10 protein-coding genes are annotated in these 14,368 nt (G+C 65.0%); 7 read left to right on the top strand and 3 right to left on the bottom strand.

Going from position 1 to position 14,368, the window contains the following annotated elements; genetic code table 11:
- Nucleotides 1-6: 6 nt before the first annotated feature.
- Nucleotides 7-2,607, bottom strand: a complete 2,601-nt coding sequence (locus BVH01_RS15055; protein ID WP_075931132.1) for a YdbH domain-containing protein — start codon at nucleotides 2,605-2,607, stop codon at nucleotides 7-9.
- A gap of 524 nt (nucleotides 2,608-3,131) precedes the next feature.
- Here BVH01_RS15055 and BVH01_RS15050 point away from each other — a divergent pair.
- From BVH01_RS15050 to BVH01_RS15040, 3 genes are all read left to right on the top strand, one after another.
- Nucleotides 3,132-3,539: a tetratricopeptide repeat protein gene (locus BVH01_RS15050; RefSeq protein ID WP_075931131.1), complete on the top strand. Its 408-nt coding sequence runs from the start codon at nucleotides 3,132-3,134 to the stop codon at nucleotides 3,537-3,539.
- A gap of 72 nt (nucleotides 3,540-3,611) precedes the next feature.
- Nucleotides 3,612-5,099 carry a DNA recombination protein RmuC gene (gene rmuC / locus BVH01_RS15045; protein WP_075931130.1) on the top strand — a complete coding sequence of 496 codons (1,488 nt, stop codon included), beginning with the start codon at nucleotides 3,612-3,614 and terminating at the stop codon, nucleotides 5,097-5,099.
- Nucleotides 5,100-5,281: 182 nt separating this feature from the next.
- Nucleotides 5,282-7,108 carry a glycosyl hydrolase family 28 protein gene (locus tag BVH01_RS15040; RefSeq protein WP_083659489.1) on the top strand — a complete coding sequence of 609 codons (1,827 nt, stop codon included), beginning with the start codon at nucleotides 5,282-5,284 and terminating at the stop codon, nucleotides 7,106-7,108.
- 19 nt (nucleotides 7,109-7,127) lie between these two features.
- Here the strand turns inward: BVH01_RS15040 and BVH01_RS15035 are convergent, their stop codons facing one another.
- Nucleotides 7,128-7,466: an FKBP-type peptidyl-prolyl cis-trans isomerase gene (locus BVH01_RS15035; RefSeq protein ID WP_013792249.1), complete on the bottom strand. Its 339-nt coding sequence runs from the start codon at nucleotides 7,464-7,466 to the stop codon at nucleotides 7,128-7,130.
- Between the two features lie 433 nt (nucleotides 7,467-7,899).
- A complete protein-coding gene (locus tag BVH01_RS15030; RefSeq protein WP_075931129.1) occupies nucleotides 7,900-11,376 on the bottom strand; it encodes a hybrid sensor histidine kinase/response regulator in 3,477 nt (1,158 codons plus the stop codon).
- A gap of 215 nt (nucleotides 11,377-11,591) precedes the next feature.
- Between BVH01_RS15030 and BVH01_RS15025 the strand changes: the two genes are divergently transcribed.
- The 4 genes from BVH01_RS15025 to BVH01_RS15010 all read left to right on the top strand — a co-directional run bounded on the left by BVH01_RS15025 (nucleotide 11,592) and on the right by BVH01_RS15010 (nucleotide 14,259).
- Nucleotides 11,592-12,161: a GNAT family N-acetyltransferase gene (locus tag BVH01_RS15025; protein WP_027906108.1), complete on the top strand. Its 570-nt coding sequence runs from the start codon at nucleotides 11,592-11,594 to the stop codon at nucleotides 12,159-12,161.
- Between the two features lie 3 nt (nucleotides 12,162-12,164).
- On the top strand, nucleotides 12,165-13,007 hold the full coding sequence (locus BVH01_RS15020; protein WP_075931128.1) for an AraC family transcriptional regulator: 843 nt from the start codon (nucleotides 12,165-12,167) through the stop codon (nucleotides 13,005-13,007).
- A 212-nt stretch (nucleotides 13,008-13,219) separates the two neighbouring features.
- Entirely contained in the window at nucleotides 13,220-13,930 is a 711-nt protein-coding gene (locus tag BVH01_RS15015; protein WP_075931127.1) for an AzlC family ABC transporter permease, read from the top strand.
- Nucleotides 13,930-14,259: an AzlD domain-containing protein gene (locus BVH01_RS15010; RefSeq protein WP_075931126.1), complete on the top strand. Its 330-nt coding sequence runs from the start codon at nucleotides 13,930-13,932 to the stop codon at nucleotides 14,257-14,259. The genes BVH01_RS15015 and BVH01_RS15010 overlap by 1 nt, the downstream gene beginning before the upstream one ends.
- Nucleotides 14,260-14,368 lie beyond the last annotated feature (109 nt).

Genomic DNA, 14,368 nt, shown 5'->3' with positions numbered 1-14,368 from the left:
TCCTCGTCAAGGCTCCTTGGGGGCGGTATTGCGCTGCAGCATTCGCTGCTGCACGCGCCGTGTGATGATGTCGTTGACCCGGTCGGTCAGCTGCAGGCTGGCGAGCAGGGTGGGGATGTCTTCCTCCAGGTTGATGTTGAAGTGAATCGGCCGGCCGTTCTCGATGGCCGGGTTCTGGCCTTCCAGGCGCATCCCCAGGTTCAGCGTGCCGTGCTGATCATAGTCGACCGCGCTGTTCAGGGTGGTGAACCGGAAGTCCTCCAGCGATTGCGTCACCAGTTGCATTGCCGGGTTGCTGCGGCCCAGGGCCTTGATCCTTTCCGAGCTGAACTGCAGGTAGCCACCGGGCTGGCGGGCGGCGACGTGGCCGTCGTCTATCTCTATACCCTTCGGGCCCAGGCGCACTGGCAGGTCGCCGTCCAGGGTGCCGCTGCCTGCCAGGCCTTCAGCGGGGTAGAGGGCGAATAGCTGCTGGAGTTCCAGGCCGCGAAGCTGAATGCGAAACAACAGATTGCCAGCATCCAGATTCCACTGCCCCGGCGTCAGGGTGACCTGGCCACCCATCAGCGTGGTGCGTGCCAGGTTCACTTCCAACCGGCCTTTGGCGGCAGCGGCCAGCGGCGCGCTGTAACGCACTCGGGCTTCGCCGGGGCCGATGGGCAGGCCGGGGTTGGCCTGTTGCAGTTTCACTTGTGGGATGTAGAGCTCGAAGCGCTGGCGCGCCAGCTTGAATTGCAGGCGCGTATCCAGGCCACTGAGTTCGGAGCGGTCGTAGATGCCGCCCAGGCCCTTGCCGGTCAGGTTCAAGTCGAGGCTCGGCGCGCTGCTGCCGGCGGCCAGGTCCAGATTCGCATCGGCATTCAGGCGACCGTTGTTAAGGTCGAGCAGTTCGGGCCATTGCACCAGGGTCTTGGCCAGCGGGTTGCCGGAGCGCAGGAACAACTCGCCAAGGGTGGCCTTGAGTTGCAGGTTCTGTTTCGCGTCGAGACCGGCAGTGAGGTCGAGTTGCAGTTCGCTGTCGTTGTTCAGTTTGCCCTGCAGGGTGCCGGCTCCATCGACCGCGGCCAACTGGCCTTGCAAGCGCCAGCCCTGGGGTTTGAGGTTGGCTTGCAGCAGGCGCGTGGTGCTCAGGTTCAGCGGGCCCTTGAATTGCCAGCCTTGCAAGGCGCCCTCCTGCAGCGCCAGCTTCAAGGTGCTGCCACCTACCCCGGCCTGCAGTTTCTGCGCGCTCAGCACGGCGCCTTTCAGGCTGGCAGCCTGCAGCTGCGAACCGTGGCCAAGGTTCAGTTCGATTGCGCCGTCGTCGGCGTAGCCTGCCAGGTTCAGCGCGCTGCTCAGCTCGGTGGCTTGCCAGCCGGCCTGGTTCGCTCTGGCGGTGCGGGTGGTCAGGCGCGTATCGGCAAACTGCACCGCCCAGGGCGCCGAGCTGGCGACGGCCAGGCGGCCCTGCAAATCCAGGCGAGTGGTGCCGTGTAGCGCAGCGGTCAATTTCAAGGGCAGGCTGCGCTCGGCCAATTCCGGGCGCAAGTCGGCCAGTGGTGTATCCGCCTGCACCTGCAGGTGCAGGGATTCGCTGCGCAGCTCCGGCGGCAGCGCCGCCAGCCAGCCGGGATTCGGTTCGCTGAGCTGCAGATCGGCCTCGACTCGCCTGGCAATCCACTGTGAGCCTTCATTATGAGCCGCCAGGGCCAACTGCCCCTGTAGCAGGCCGACGCCGGGCAGCGGCCACGGCTGCGGCAGGTTGCCGTGCACATCGAATTGGCCGCTCGCCGCCAGCAGGTTGTTCACATCCGGCTGGCGGCGAGGCAGGTCGAGCTGCCAGGTAGCGGCGAGGCTGGCCTCGCCCGGTGCTGCCGGCCATTGCTTGCCGGCGGGCAGTGCCCAGGTGCTCAGCAGGTTCTGCAGCGTGACGGCCTGGGTAAGCGCGGTGGCGTCGAGCTGGCCGGTCCAGCTCAGGCCGTCACCGCGCTCCTGCAGGTGGCTGGTCAGAGTCGCCTGGGGCTGTCGATCCACCGCCAGGGTTATCTGCAGATCGAGCGCGTCAGTACTGGGTTCTAGAACGAGCGCGGCGCTCACGATCTGCTCTTGTTGGGCAAAGTTTCCCTGCAGGGCGATACGTTCATCGTCACCGCGCTGCAGGTCCAGGCCGCCACTGGCGATGCATTGCCCGCGAGCGCAGGGCAGGGCGGCCTGGAGGTGAGTGATCGACAGACTGCGTGGCAGCAGGGCCAGCGGTGCGGCCAGGCGATGCAGGTCGAGGTCGGGCGGCGGCACGGCGTCTGGGGCATTTTCTTCGACCGGTCGCCAGCTTAGCGACAGGCGGTCAATCGTAATGTGCCGCCACACCGGCAGGCTGAAGCCGAAGTCACGCCAGGCCAGGTGCAGATCATTGCCGTGCAATTCGAGCGTGCCGGCGCTGCCGCGCTGGCGCAGCGCGAGACTGTCGATGCGCAGGCCCCGGTCCGAAAGCGAAACACCGTGCCAGTCGAGGGTTTCAATGCCGCTGCGCTGAAGTAAATGGCGACTGCCCAGATAAACGGCGGCCACCAGCATCAGCAGCAGGACGAGTGTGACGGACAGTCGCAGCCAGATGCGGCGGCTGAGCATGGGCGAGGATCCAAGAACCGATGAATCGGCGACGGTAACCCGAACGGGTGTGGCCTGCCAAACCGGACGCGCCTGATTGGTGCTTCATACTTTTATGGCGTGCGCGTGACAGGAGCATCATTGGTGCATGGGCTGCATGCCCCGTCCGTCGTGGCGTGCCGAGATGTCAAGGCTGATTTCGCCCTGCAAAAGGGCATTTCAGAGGCCTCGCGGCGGACTTGTGCACAATCGCGAGGCAGCTTGTCAAGCCGCATATTGCCACTTGTCAAAAGCCGAGCAATAGCGTAGGCATAAATATAAGTTTATGAAAAATATAGACTTTTTTGATGTGGTGAAAAAATGAGCAGTTTAAGCGGGAGGCCCATTCCATCAGTGTTAGGGGATATTTCGCCCACCATACCCACAAAGTTATCCACAGCTTCTGTGGATTGTCATCTCCAGCCGCTCTGGGGCGGGCCGGGGCTTTACCTGTGAATAAAAAAGAGTAGAGTGGCGCGCCTGTTCAAGAGCCCCGCTTTATCCTTATGCCCCGCGCGTTACCCCGCAGTGAACTCCATACGCTTCCCGTCCGTACCCAGGTTCCCGTTCGTGTGGCCGCCTGGCTGCTGGACAGCCCGCGCCTTGGCCATGCGCCCAGTGTGAAACGCATCGCCGGCCGCCTGCTCAAGCAGCCTGCGCGCCGCGGCGTGGTGCAGGCGCAAAGTCGGCTGGGCCAGATGCTCTGCCGCGAATGCGGCAATACCCGTGACCGGCGCATCGGCCTGGAGCTGCTACGTCAGGCGGCGCGTGCCGGCGATGGCCATGCCCAGCTGGAACTGGGCCGCCTGTATTGCCAGCCGCGCACCCTCGAGCCGGAGCAGGCCAGGCATTGGCTGGAGCTGGCGGCGCTGCAGGGGCACCACGAGGCCCGGGATCTGTTGCGGCTTCTTTAGAGGAGCTCTGTTGTAGCCGCTGCCGAGCGGCCGCGCGGTTATACTGCCCGGCAGTCTTGCCTGGATGCCTTTATGCCTTTCGATCTCCTGACCCTGTTGCCGGCTTTCCTGGCCGGCGCGCTGCTGGCCGCCGCTGCGTTGTGGTTGCGCATGGCCGCCGCCTTGCGACAGGCCGAGGACATGCGCCTGCAGTCGGGGCTGGCCCAAGAGCGCATGAATGCGGCGCAGCTGACCCAGGCCGGCCTCAGTGCGCAGTTGGACAATTGCCGCGACGAGCTTGCCGAGATTCTCGAAATCAAGGCTGATCAGCAGGCCGAACTGGCCGCCCTGCGCCGCGAAACCCACTTGCTGCAGAACGATCTGCAACTGGCCCGTGATCAGCTCGAGGGCGCGCAGACCCTGCGCGAGCGCCAGGAAACCGAGCTGCGTCGTCTGGACAGCGAGCGGGCCGGGCTGGCGGCCGAACTGCACGAACAGCAGGAAAACCACCAGCAGCGCCTGGAGGATCTGCAAGGCGCCCGTGATGCCTTGCGTGCGCAGTTCGCCGAGTTGGCCGGCAAGATCTTCGACGAGCGCGAGCAACGTTTCTCGGAAACCAGCCAGCAGCGCCTGGGGCAATTGCTCGACCCGCTCAAGGAACGCATCCAGGCCTTCGAGAAGCGCGTCGAGGAGAGCTACCAGCAGGAGGCGCGCGAGCGCTTTTCTCTGGGCAAGGAACTGGAGCGCCTGCAGGGGCTCAATCAGCGTCTGAGCGAGGAGGCGATGAACCTCACCCAGGCACTCAAGGGCCAGAAGACCCAGGGCAACTGGGGTGAGCTAGTGCTCGAACGCGTGCTCGAACATGCCGGCCTGCAGAAGGGCCGTGAGTACCACACCCAGGTCAGCCTGAAGAGTGCCGAGGGCGAGCGTTTCCAGCCGGACGTGCTGATCCAGCTGCCAGGCGACAAGCAGGTGGTGGTCGATGCAAAGGTCAGCCTCACCGCTTATCAGCAGTATGTGTCGGCCAGCGAGGAAACGGTGCGGCAGGTGGCGCTGAAACAGCACGTACTATCGCTGCGCAGCCACCTCAAGGGCCTGTCGCTCAAGGATTACCAGCACCTCGACGGGCTGCACAGCCTGGATTTCGTTCTGCTTTTCGTGCCGATCGAGGCCGCATTCGCAGCGGCTCTGCAGGCTGATCCTGGGCTGTTCCAGGAAGCCTTCGACCAGCACATCGTGATCGTCAGCCCGACCACGCTGCTGGCGACCCTGCGGGTGATCGACAGCCTGTGGCGCCAGGAACGGCAGAGTCAGAACGCTCGGGAAATTGCCGAGCGGGCAGGGGCGCTGTACGACAAGTTCGTGGCCTTCATTCAGGATCTGGACGAAGTCGGCATGCGCCTGCAGCAGCTCGACAAGGCCTATTCCGGCGCGCGCAACAAGCTGGTCGACGGCCGCGGCAACCTCATCAGTCGCGCTGAAAACCTCAAGCTGCTCGGCGCCCGGGCCAGCAAGAGCCTGCCTCCCGAGCTGCTCGAACGTGCAGCCGGGCTGCCGCTGGATGAGCCGCTGGACGACTGATCCTTTTCCCTCCCGCATTCGAGCGGTGGCGTGACGCCAGGGCTGGACGCAGCCCAGATCTCGTCTATCTTGTCGGTTGTCATACTTCTTGGGAGTGTGACGATTGCGCTGTCGACCGCCTGGCAAATTGCCTTGGTATCTTCAGGTTATTCAATGGATTGGCCATAACAAGGACAACAACCATGCCGCTCATCAAGCGCCTTTTTACGCCTGTTTCTCTAACTAAATCTCATCGATCAAAGTGCGTTGTCATACCTCTGATTTTGTTGGCCAGTAGTGCCGCCCTGGCGCTGGAGGCGCCGCCGAACATCCAAGTGCCGACTCTGGCCTATGACGACCGCCAGATCATTCTGGTCTGGGAGAAACCGCAAGATGCCGCTGGCATCGTCGACTATCACGTGTACATGGATGGTAAAAAGCTGGGCGGCGCCAATGCCAATAACGACCAGCATTCACCGGCCAAGCCCTTTATCGACCACTTCTACGCGGCCGACACGGCCAATTTCCACCATCGCATCGCCTTCCATAACTACACCGTCGACGGCCTGAAGCCGGAGACGCAATATCGCTTCACTGTGCGCTCGGTGGATGCCAAGGGCCGCGAGTCGGCCGACAGCCCGGTGCTGATGCAGCGCACCACGACGGTTCCCGAGGTGTTCAACATCGAGGCCCAGGGCGCCAAGGGCGATGGCAAGACGCTCAATACCGCGGCCATCCAGAAGACCATCGATCTCTGTTCATCGAACTGCAAGGTGCTGATTCCGGCCGGGGTGTTCAAGACCGGTGCGCTGTACCTGAAAAGCAACATGACCCTGGAAATCGCCGAGGGCGCCACGCTGCTGGGCTCCGAGCGCAGCGAGGATTACCCGCTGCAGGGTTACATCCAGTACCCGTATTCGACCATGGTGCGCCCGGCGTCGCTGATCAACGCGCTGCCGCGCGATCCGCGCCAGCACCAGTCGTTCGAGAACATCCGCATCGTCGGCAAGGGCACCATCGACGGCAACGGCTGGAAGCGCAACGACGACAGCCAGGACGAGCTCGGCAAGCCGCTGCCGTTCTACCGGGCCAGTGACAATACCCGCTACAGGGAGGACGGCATCCTGGCCAGGGATCAGGTCGAAAAGGCGGTGGCGCGTGGCATCATCGTCAAGGACGCCTACGGGCAGATGCGCTCTTCACTGATGACCCTGCGCAACGTCAAGAACGTGTTCTACGGCGGCTTCACCGTGCTCAACCCGGCCTACCACGGGATCATGAACCTGGAGACCGAGAACGTGGTGATGGCGGGTACCGTGCACAAGACCTACGACGCCAACAACGGCGATGGCATCGAGTTCGCCAACAGCAAGGGTGCGATGGTCTTCAACAACTTTTTCGACACGGGCGACGATTGCGTCAACTTCGCGTCTGGCACCGGCGCTGGCGCCACCAAGCAGCCGCCCCAGGAAGATGCCTGGATCTTCAACAACTTCTTCCGCCGCGGCCACGGCATGGTGGTCGCCGGCAGCCATACCGGTGGCTGGATCCAGAACATCCTCGCCGAAGACAACGTGTCCGATGGCACCGACACCGGCCTGCGCATGAAAAGCACCAATTTCATGGGCGGCGGCGCGCGCAACGTCACCTTCCGCGACTCGGCGATCCGCAACCCGGTCAAGCAGGGGGTGATCATGACCCTGGATTACCACGACCCCAACGCCATCCTCGACTACGAGCGCTCGACCGTGCCGGGGCAGTTCCGCGATATCCGCGTGAGCAACGTGACGGTGGAGGGTGCCGCCGGCGCGGCGATTCAGGTCAAGGGCGACAGCGCCCACGACGCCTTCCATGAGAACGTCGCCTTCGAGCAGGTGCGCTTCAAGGGCGGGGCGGGCGCGCAGATCGACGGTCTGCGCGACTCGAGCTTCACCGACGTCAGCTTCGTCGGCACCCAGGGCGAAGCCTGGAACATCAAGGGCAGCGAGGGCCTGCGCTTCGACCGGGTCGAGCCGCAACCCAGGCGATAAAACGCGGGCGCGGTGCGCTTCAGTCGTCCCGCGTCAGCACTTCCAGCAGCTCGATTTCGAAACTCAGGTTGGAATTCGGCGTGATCGCGCCCATCGAGCGTTCACCATAGGCCAGGTGCGCCGGCACGAACAGCCGGCGCTTGCCGCCGACCTGCATGCCCATCAGGCCCTGGTCCCAGCCCTTGATCACGCGCCCGGTGCCGATCACGCACTGGAACGGCTTGCCGCGCGAATAGGACGAGTCGAACTCGGTGCCGTCCTCCAGCCAGCCGCGGTACTGGGTGGTGATCAGCGCGCCCTTGACCACCGCCTTGCCATCGCCCTGGTGGATATCTTCGATACGTAATTCGTCGCTCATTTCGCTTCTCCGGTCGGTTGTCGGGGCCTGCGTTTTCGCAAGAAACGCGGCGTACTGCAACAGCCGCGCGCGTCTTGGATAGGTGTAATCCGTTCACGACTGGCTCGGCCGTATGTCAAACGCGAGGCGATGGAAGCTATGTGTTGGTAGCAGCCGCTCGTTCCCGCAGGGTGGGCTGGTGATCATCTGTGGGAGCGGGCCATGCCCGCGAAAAACACGGGCACGGACTAGGCGTCCCCGCCCGTTCCCACAGGTGAAGCAATGATGTTTGCTTCTACCTTGCTGCAGTCTTGTAGATGGGTTGCACCTACGCGGCCCGACCCATCCTGCGTCCCAAGAGCATTGTGAAACCAAGCGGGGACGCCCAGTTCATGGCCGCGAATTTTCGCGCGCATGGCGCGCTCCCACAAAAGCGCGCCATAGGCTGGTCACGCTACTGTCTCGGCAAATGCCGGCTGATCAACGCCCGCAGCGCCGCTGGCTTCACCGGCTTGGGTAGGAAATCCAGGCCCGCAGCGTGCACCTGGGCGATCAGTTCGGGGCGGCCGTCGGCGCTGATCACCACGCCGGGCACCGGTTCGCCCAGGCGAGTGCGCAGCCAGGCCATCAGCTCGGTGCCGGTGTCGCCTTCATCGAGGTGATAGTCGACCAGGGCCAGGTGCGGGCGTACGTCCTCGTCGAGCAGTTGCTCGCATTCGGCGCGAGTGCGCGCCGACCAGACCTGGCAGCCCCAGCGCGAAAGCAGGCTGTGCATGCCGGTAAGAATGCTTTCCTCGTTGTCGATGCACAGCACCTGGGTGCCGGTGAGCAGTTGGCCGCTGCTTTCCGGCCGCGCCCGCTGGGCCGCTGGCGCCTGGTGGCGAGCGATCGGCACGGTGACGCTGAACACGCTGCCCTTGCCGGGCCAGGAACGCACTTCCAGGCTGTGGCCGAGCACGCGGCACAGCCCGTCGGCGATCGCGAGGCCCAGGCCCAGACCTTTTTCGGCGCGGGTCTGGTGGCTGTCCAGGCGTTTGAATTCTTCGAAGATGGTCTGCCGTTTGTCCTCGGGAATGCCCGGGCCGCGATCCCATACCTCCAGGCGCAGATTCGCACCCTGGCGGCGCACGCCGAGTAGCACACGGCCCTTGGCATAGCGGAAGGCGTTGGTGAGGAAGTTCTGCAGCACGCGGCGCAGCAGCTTACTATCGCTGTCTACCCGCAGTTTGCTGCCCTGCATATGGAAATCCACGCCATGCTCTGCGGCCAGCACGCGGAATTCGGCGCCGAGGGTGTCGAACAGGCTGTTGAGGGCGAAGGCATTGCGGTCCGGGGTGATGCGGCCGTTCTCCAGGCGCGAGATGTCCAGCAGGTCGCTGATCAGGTCCTCGGCCGAACGCAGCGAGCTGTCCAGGTGGCGCACCAGCTCCTGAGCCTCGTGGGGCAGCGCTTCTTCCTGGTGGGAGAGGGCGGCGGAGAACAGCCGGGCGGCGTTCAGCGGTTGCATCAGGTCATGGCTGACCGCGGCGAGAAAGCGGGTCTTCGAGGCATTGGCCGCTTCGGCCACGCCGGTGGCGGCGGTCAGCGCCTTGTTCAGTTGCGACAGTTCATGGGTGCGCTCGGCGACGCGCTGTTCGAGGCCTTCGTTGGCGGCCTTGAGGGCGCGCTCGGCTTCGCGGAATTCGGTGATGTCGGTGAAGCTCATGACGAAGCCGCCGCCGGGCATTGGGTTGCCGATCAGCTCGATGACGCGCCCATTGGGAAACACCCGCTCGTAGCTGTGGGCGGTGCCCTGGCGCATCCAGTACAGGCGCTTGGCGACGCTCTCCTCGACGTCGGCGCTGCCGAGCATGCCGCGCTCGGCGTTGAAGCGGATGATCTCGGCGATCGGCCGGCCGACGCAGATCAGCCCGTCCGGGTATTCGAAGATTTCCAGGTAGCGCTGGTTCCAGGCCACCAGACGCAGGGACTGGTCGACCACGCTGATGCCCTGGCTGATGTTCTCGATGGCGCCCTGCAGCAGTGCGCGGTTGAACTGCAGCACCTCGCTGGCTTCGTCGACGATGCGCACCACGTCCTCGACCTGCATGTCGCGGCCTTCGATGGCCGCCTTGACCACCGCGCGGGTCGAGGAGGCGCCGAGCACGCCGGCGAGCAGGCGCTCGGTGTGGGCGATCCATTCGCTGTTGGCCGGCTGCGCCGAGTTGAAGGCTTTGCCCTGGCGACGGGCGAAGTGGCTGAAGCTTTCCTGCGCGCGTTCTTCGCCGACGAAACGGCCGGCGAGCAGCAGCAGGTCGTTGACCTGCACCGCCAGGGCGCCGCGGCCGCCCTGTTTGTTGCCGAAATCGTGGTTGACGAAGCGCCCGGCTTGCCAGTGCTCGGACACTCGGGTGCGCGAGAAGAACGATACCCAGGCGAACAGCGTCAGGTTGCCGGCCAGCGACAGCACCACGCCGCGGGTCAGGGCGTCGACCTCGAAACCGATCGGCGCGTAGAGGAGGGTGCGCAGGCCGGGGAAGATGTCCAGCGGCCAGCCCAGGCCGCGGGCCAGCACCGGCAGCACCAGGGTGTAGATCCACAGCGCCGCGCCGGTGATCAGCCCGGCGAACACGCCGCGACGGTTGGCCTGCTTCCACACCAGCGCGCCGAACATCGCCGGCGCCAGTTGGCCGATGGCGGCGAAGGAGATCTGCCCGATGGTCGCCAGGCTGGCGTTGGTGCCGAGCAGGCGATAGCACACGTAGGCCAGCAGCAGGATCAGCACGATGCTGACCCTTCGTGCCGTGAGCATCCAGTGGCGGAAGGCCTCGAACGGCCGCTCGGTGCTTTTGCGGTGCAGCAGCCAGGGCAGCAGCATGTCGTTGGAGATCATCGTCGACAGCGCCACCGACGCGACGATCACCATGCCGGTGGCCGCCGACGCGCCCCCGATGAAGGCCAGCAGGGCCAGCGCCGGGTGGGCTTCGGCGAGCGGCAGGCTGATCACGAAGGAGTCCGGGCTGACTCCGCCGGGCAGCAGCATCTGCCCGGCCAGAGCGATGGGAATCACGAACAGCGCGGCCAGCAGCAGGTACAGCGGGAATACCCAGCGCGCCAGGCGCAGGTCACGCGGGTCGGTGTTTTCCACCACGGTGACGTGGAACTGCCGCGGCAGGCAGACGATGGCGATCATCGCCATACCGGTCTGCACCAGCATCGCCGGCCAGTTCACCGCCTCGGCCCAGTACGCCTCCAGCTCGCGGCTGCGCTGCGCCTGGCTGAACAGGTCGCCGAAACCATTGAACAGCCCGTAGGTGACGAAGGCGCCGACGGCGATGAAGGCCAGCAGCTTGACCAGCGACTCGAAGGCGATGGCCAGCACCATGCCGCGGTGGTGCTCGGTGACGTCCAGGTTGCGAGTGCCGAACAGGATGGTGAACAGCGCCAGGATCACCGAGACGATCAGCGCGGTGTCCTGGGCGCGGGTGCCGTCGGCGTCGGTTTCCGAGCCGATCAGCAGGTTCACGCCGAGCACGATGCCCTTGAGCTGCAGGGCGATGTAGGGCAGCACGCCGACCAGGCAGATCAGCGCGACGACGATGGCCAGGGACTGCGACTTGCCGTAGCGCGCGGCGATGAAGTCGGCGATCGAGGTGATGTTCTCCTGCTTGCTGATCAGCACCATCTTCTCGATCACCCAGGGGGCGAACAGCAGAAGCAGCATCGGCCCCAGGTAGATGGGCAGAAACGACCACAGTTGTTCGGCCGCCTGGCCGACGGCGCCGAAGAAGGTCCAGCTGGTGCAGTACACCGCCAGCGACAGCGAGTAGACCCAGGCGCGAACTTTCGGCGGCAGTGGCTTGCGGCGGCGGTCACCGTAGAAGGCGATGGCGAACAGCACGGCCATATAGAGCAGGGCGACTGCAGCGATAAGCCAACTGGACAGCGACATGCAGACTCCACGAAACAGAAGGGCAATGGTGCGAGCGTACCCTGGCACGCCTGCGTAGTGTCGCAGCAAAGCGGCGCAGCGTCAGGCGCGACCAAGGTCGCAGGGGCACCGCCGTGCACTTGCGGCACGCTGGGCGCTGCCGTTTTTTGGCAGACAGGCCGTTTATTCGGTGAGAAACTGACACGCCTGGCAAGCGTTGTACCTGGAGAAAACCGATGTTCAAGCCGCAATTGATCACCCTGCAGCGCGGTGCCCTGCGCATCGAACCGTTGCTCGATGGCGATATTCCGGCGCTGGTCAGCCTGGCCGAAGCCAATCGCGATGAGCTGCTCTACATGAGCGGCACCCAGCGCCTGGACTGGTACCGCCAGGCCCTGCACGATCAGCGCGAGGAGCGCGCCTTGCCCTTCGTGATCCGCCTGGGTGATCAGGTGGTCGGCACAACCCGTTTCGCCGACTTCATGCCGACGCTGCCTGCCGTGGAAATCGGCTGGACCTGGCTGGACGCCGCCCAGCACGGCACGGGCCTGAACAGCATGATCAAGTACCTGATGCTGCGCCACGCCTTCGAGAGCTGGCAGATGGTTCGCGTGCAACTGAAAACCGCCGCCAGCAACCAGCGCTCCCAGCGCGCCATCGAAAAGCTCGGCGCGGTTCGCGAGGGCCTGCTGCGCAATCATCGCCGCCTGGCCGACGGGCGCCTCGACGACACCGTGCTGTACAGCATCACCGACCAGGAATGGCCGGTGGTCAAGGCCGGGCTGGAGGCACGCTTCGGCGTGTGAGCCATGCCCACCGGCGAGCGCATCCGCTTCTGGGAAAGCCCCGCGCTGGCCGGCGTGGAGCTGCTGCAGGCGCGCTACATCAAGCAACGCTTTACCCCGCACGTGCATGAAGGTTTCGTGTTCACCGTGATCGAGCACGGCGCCCAGCGCTTTCGTCATCGCGGTGCCGATCACCTGGCGCCGGTCGGCAGCATGGTGCTGATCAACCCGGATGAAGTGCACACCGGCTCGTCGGCCCATGAGCAGGGTTGGTTGTACCGCGCCTTCTACCCGGCGCCGGCCCAGGTCAATGGCGTGCTCGACGAACTGGGCCTGGCGCACCGCGGCCTGCCGTCGTTCGCCGCCAGCGTGCTGCAGGACGTCGAACTGCATCGGGCCTTCGGCCAGTTGCACCGCCTGCTCGACAGCGACGCCAGCGTGCTGCAGCAGCAGACGGCATGGCGCGAGACGCTGCTGATGCTGTTCCAGCGCCATGCCGGGGTCAGACAGGCGGCCGTCGCCGGTCTGGAACCGCGGGCGGTGAGCCTGGCCAAGGAGCTGCTGGCCGCGCGCCTGGGCGAGCCGCCATCGCTGGAGGAACTGGCCGCCGCGGTGAACCTCTCGCCATTTCATTTCGCCCGGGTGTTTCGCCGCGCCACCGGCCTGCCGCCCCACGCCTGGCTGCAGCAACGCCGGTTGGAGCAGGCGCGGGCGCTGCTGCGTGACGGCTGTGCACCGCTGGGCGTGGCGCTGCAACTGGGCTTTGCCGACCAAAGCCACCTGACGCGACAGTTCAAGCAGGTGTATGGCGTGGGGCCAGGTGAATACCGCAAGGCTTGCCATCGCAGCCCCGTAGCCTGCGGTTGAGCGCAGCGATACCCAGGTTTGTTTTCCCGGGTATCGCTGCGCTCAACCCGGGCTACCTGCTATGCGTCCCCGCCCGCTCCCACAGTTACAGCAGAGAATCCCGATTATCACGAGAACTGCGCAAGATCGTTCAAGACAGCAGAGACCGGCCGGGCTAGCCTGATGCGCTTCCGGTTGCCAGCGGGCGATCTTTCCAGTCAAGCGACGAGCCGATGTCCCGATACCAAGAATTCTTCCAGGGTCTGCGCGACATGCTGCCGATGCTGCTCGGCGCCATGCCGTTTGGCATCATCTATGGCAGCCTGGCCGGTGCCGCCGGGCTCGACGCCTGGCAGACCATCGGCATGTCGGTGCTGGTGTTCGCCGGCTCCGCGCAGTTCATCGCCGTCAGCCTGCTCACGGGCGGCGCCACCCTGGCGGTGCTGTGGCTGACCACCCTGGTGGTCAATCTGCGCCATGCGCTGTACAGCGCCACCCTGCAGCCGTTCGTGCGCCACCTGCCCAAGCGCTGGCGCATCCCGCTGGCGTTCTGGCTGACCGACGAGGCCTTTGCCGTGGTGCAGCAGCGCTATGCCCAGCACGACGACTCGCCAAACAAGCACTGGTACTTTCTTGGTGCCGGCCTGGCCATGTACGGCAACTGGATCGGCTGTACGCTGATCGGCCTGCTGTTCGGCCAGGCGGTGCCGAACCTCGCCGCCTGGGGGCTGGATTTCGCGATGATCGCCACCTTCGTCGGCATCGTCGTGCCGATGTTGCGCAATCGCCCCCAGGTCGCTGCCGCCCTGGTGGCGGCCGTGGTCGCGCTGATCTTTCACGACCTGCCGTACAAACTCGGGCTGATGGCCGCTGCTTTCGCCGGCATCCTGATCGGCGTATTGCTCGAGCGCACCCAGGCTCCCCTGCAGGAGGAGCCCTGCTGATGGAAAACTGGATCCTGATCCTCGGCATGCTGGCGATCACCTTCGCCACGCGCTACAGCCTGTTCGCCTTTCCCAACCTGCGCTTTCCCCAGGCGGTGCGTCAGGCCCTGCATTACGTGCCGACCGCGGTGCTGACCGCCATCGTGGTGCCAGCCATGCTCCTGCCGGACGGTCGCAACTGGGCCGTGAACTGGGACAACGCCTATCTGCTGGCGGGTCTGGCGACCATCGTCATCGCCGTGGTGACGCGCCATCTGCTGGCGACCATCGGCGGCGGGTTGGTGATCTTCTTCGCGCTGCGCTGGGCGCTGGGGCAATTGCCCATCTGACGCGGGAATCGGATTGTTCCACTTATCGCAATAAAGTAATGCCGACAACGCCTATTCCTCAAAACGCGCTGCGGTCGCAAGCTGGTTGCACGGCACGGGGCTTCTCCCG

The sequence above is a fragment of the Pseudomonas sp. PA1(2017) genome (genome assembly GCF_001945375.1).
GTDB lineage: Bacteria > Pseudomonadota > Gammaproteobacteria > Pseudomonadales > Pseudomonadaceae > Aquipseudomonas.
Note: the sequence above shows the minus strand (reverse complement) of the source record. Positions and strands in the feature narration are given on the sequence as shown.

Coding starts and splice junctions, on each gene's coding strand:
- BVH01_RS15055 (WP_075931132.1), bottom strand. CDS start 2,607: ATGCTCAGCCGCCGCATCTGGCTGCGACTGTCCGTCACACTCGTCCTG.
- BVH01_RS15050 (WP_075931131.1), top strand. CDS start 3,132: ATGCCCCGCGCGTTACCCCGCAGTGAACTCCATACGCTTCCCGTCCGT.
- rmuC (WP_075931130.1), top strand. CDS start 3,612: ATGCCTTTCGATCTCCTGACCCTGTTGCCGGCTTTCCTGGCCGGCGCG.
- BVH01_RS15040 (WP_083659489.1), top strand. CDS start 5,282: ATGCCGCTCATCAAGCGCCTTTTTACGCCTGTTTCTCTAACTAAATCT.
- BVH01_RS15035 (WP_013792249.1), bottom strand. CDS start 7,466: ATGAGCGACGAATTACGTATCGAAGATATCCACCAGGGCGATGGCAAG.
- BVH01_RS15030 (WP_075931129.1), bottom strand. CDS start 11,376: ATGTCGCTGTCCAGTTGGCTTATCGCTGCAGTCGCCCTGCTCTATATG.
- BVH01_RS15025 (WP_027906108.1), top strand. CDS start 11,592: ATGTTCAAGCCGCAATTGATCACCCTGCAGCGCGGTGCCCTGCGCATC.
- BVH01_RS15020 (WP_075931128.1), top strand. CDS start 12,165: ATGCCCACCGGCGAGCGCATCCGCTTCTGGGAAAGCCCCGCGCTGGCC.
- BVH01_RS15015 (WP_075931127.1), top strand. CDS start 13,220: ATGTCCCGATACCAAGAATTCTTCCAGGGTCTGCGCGACATGCTGCCG.
- BVH01_RS15010 (WP_075931126.1), top strand. CDS start 13,930: ATGGAAAACTGGATCCTGATCCTCGGCATGCTGGCGATCACCTTCGCC.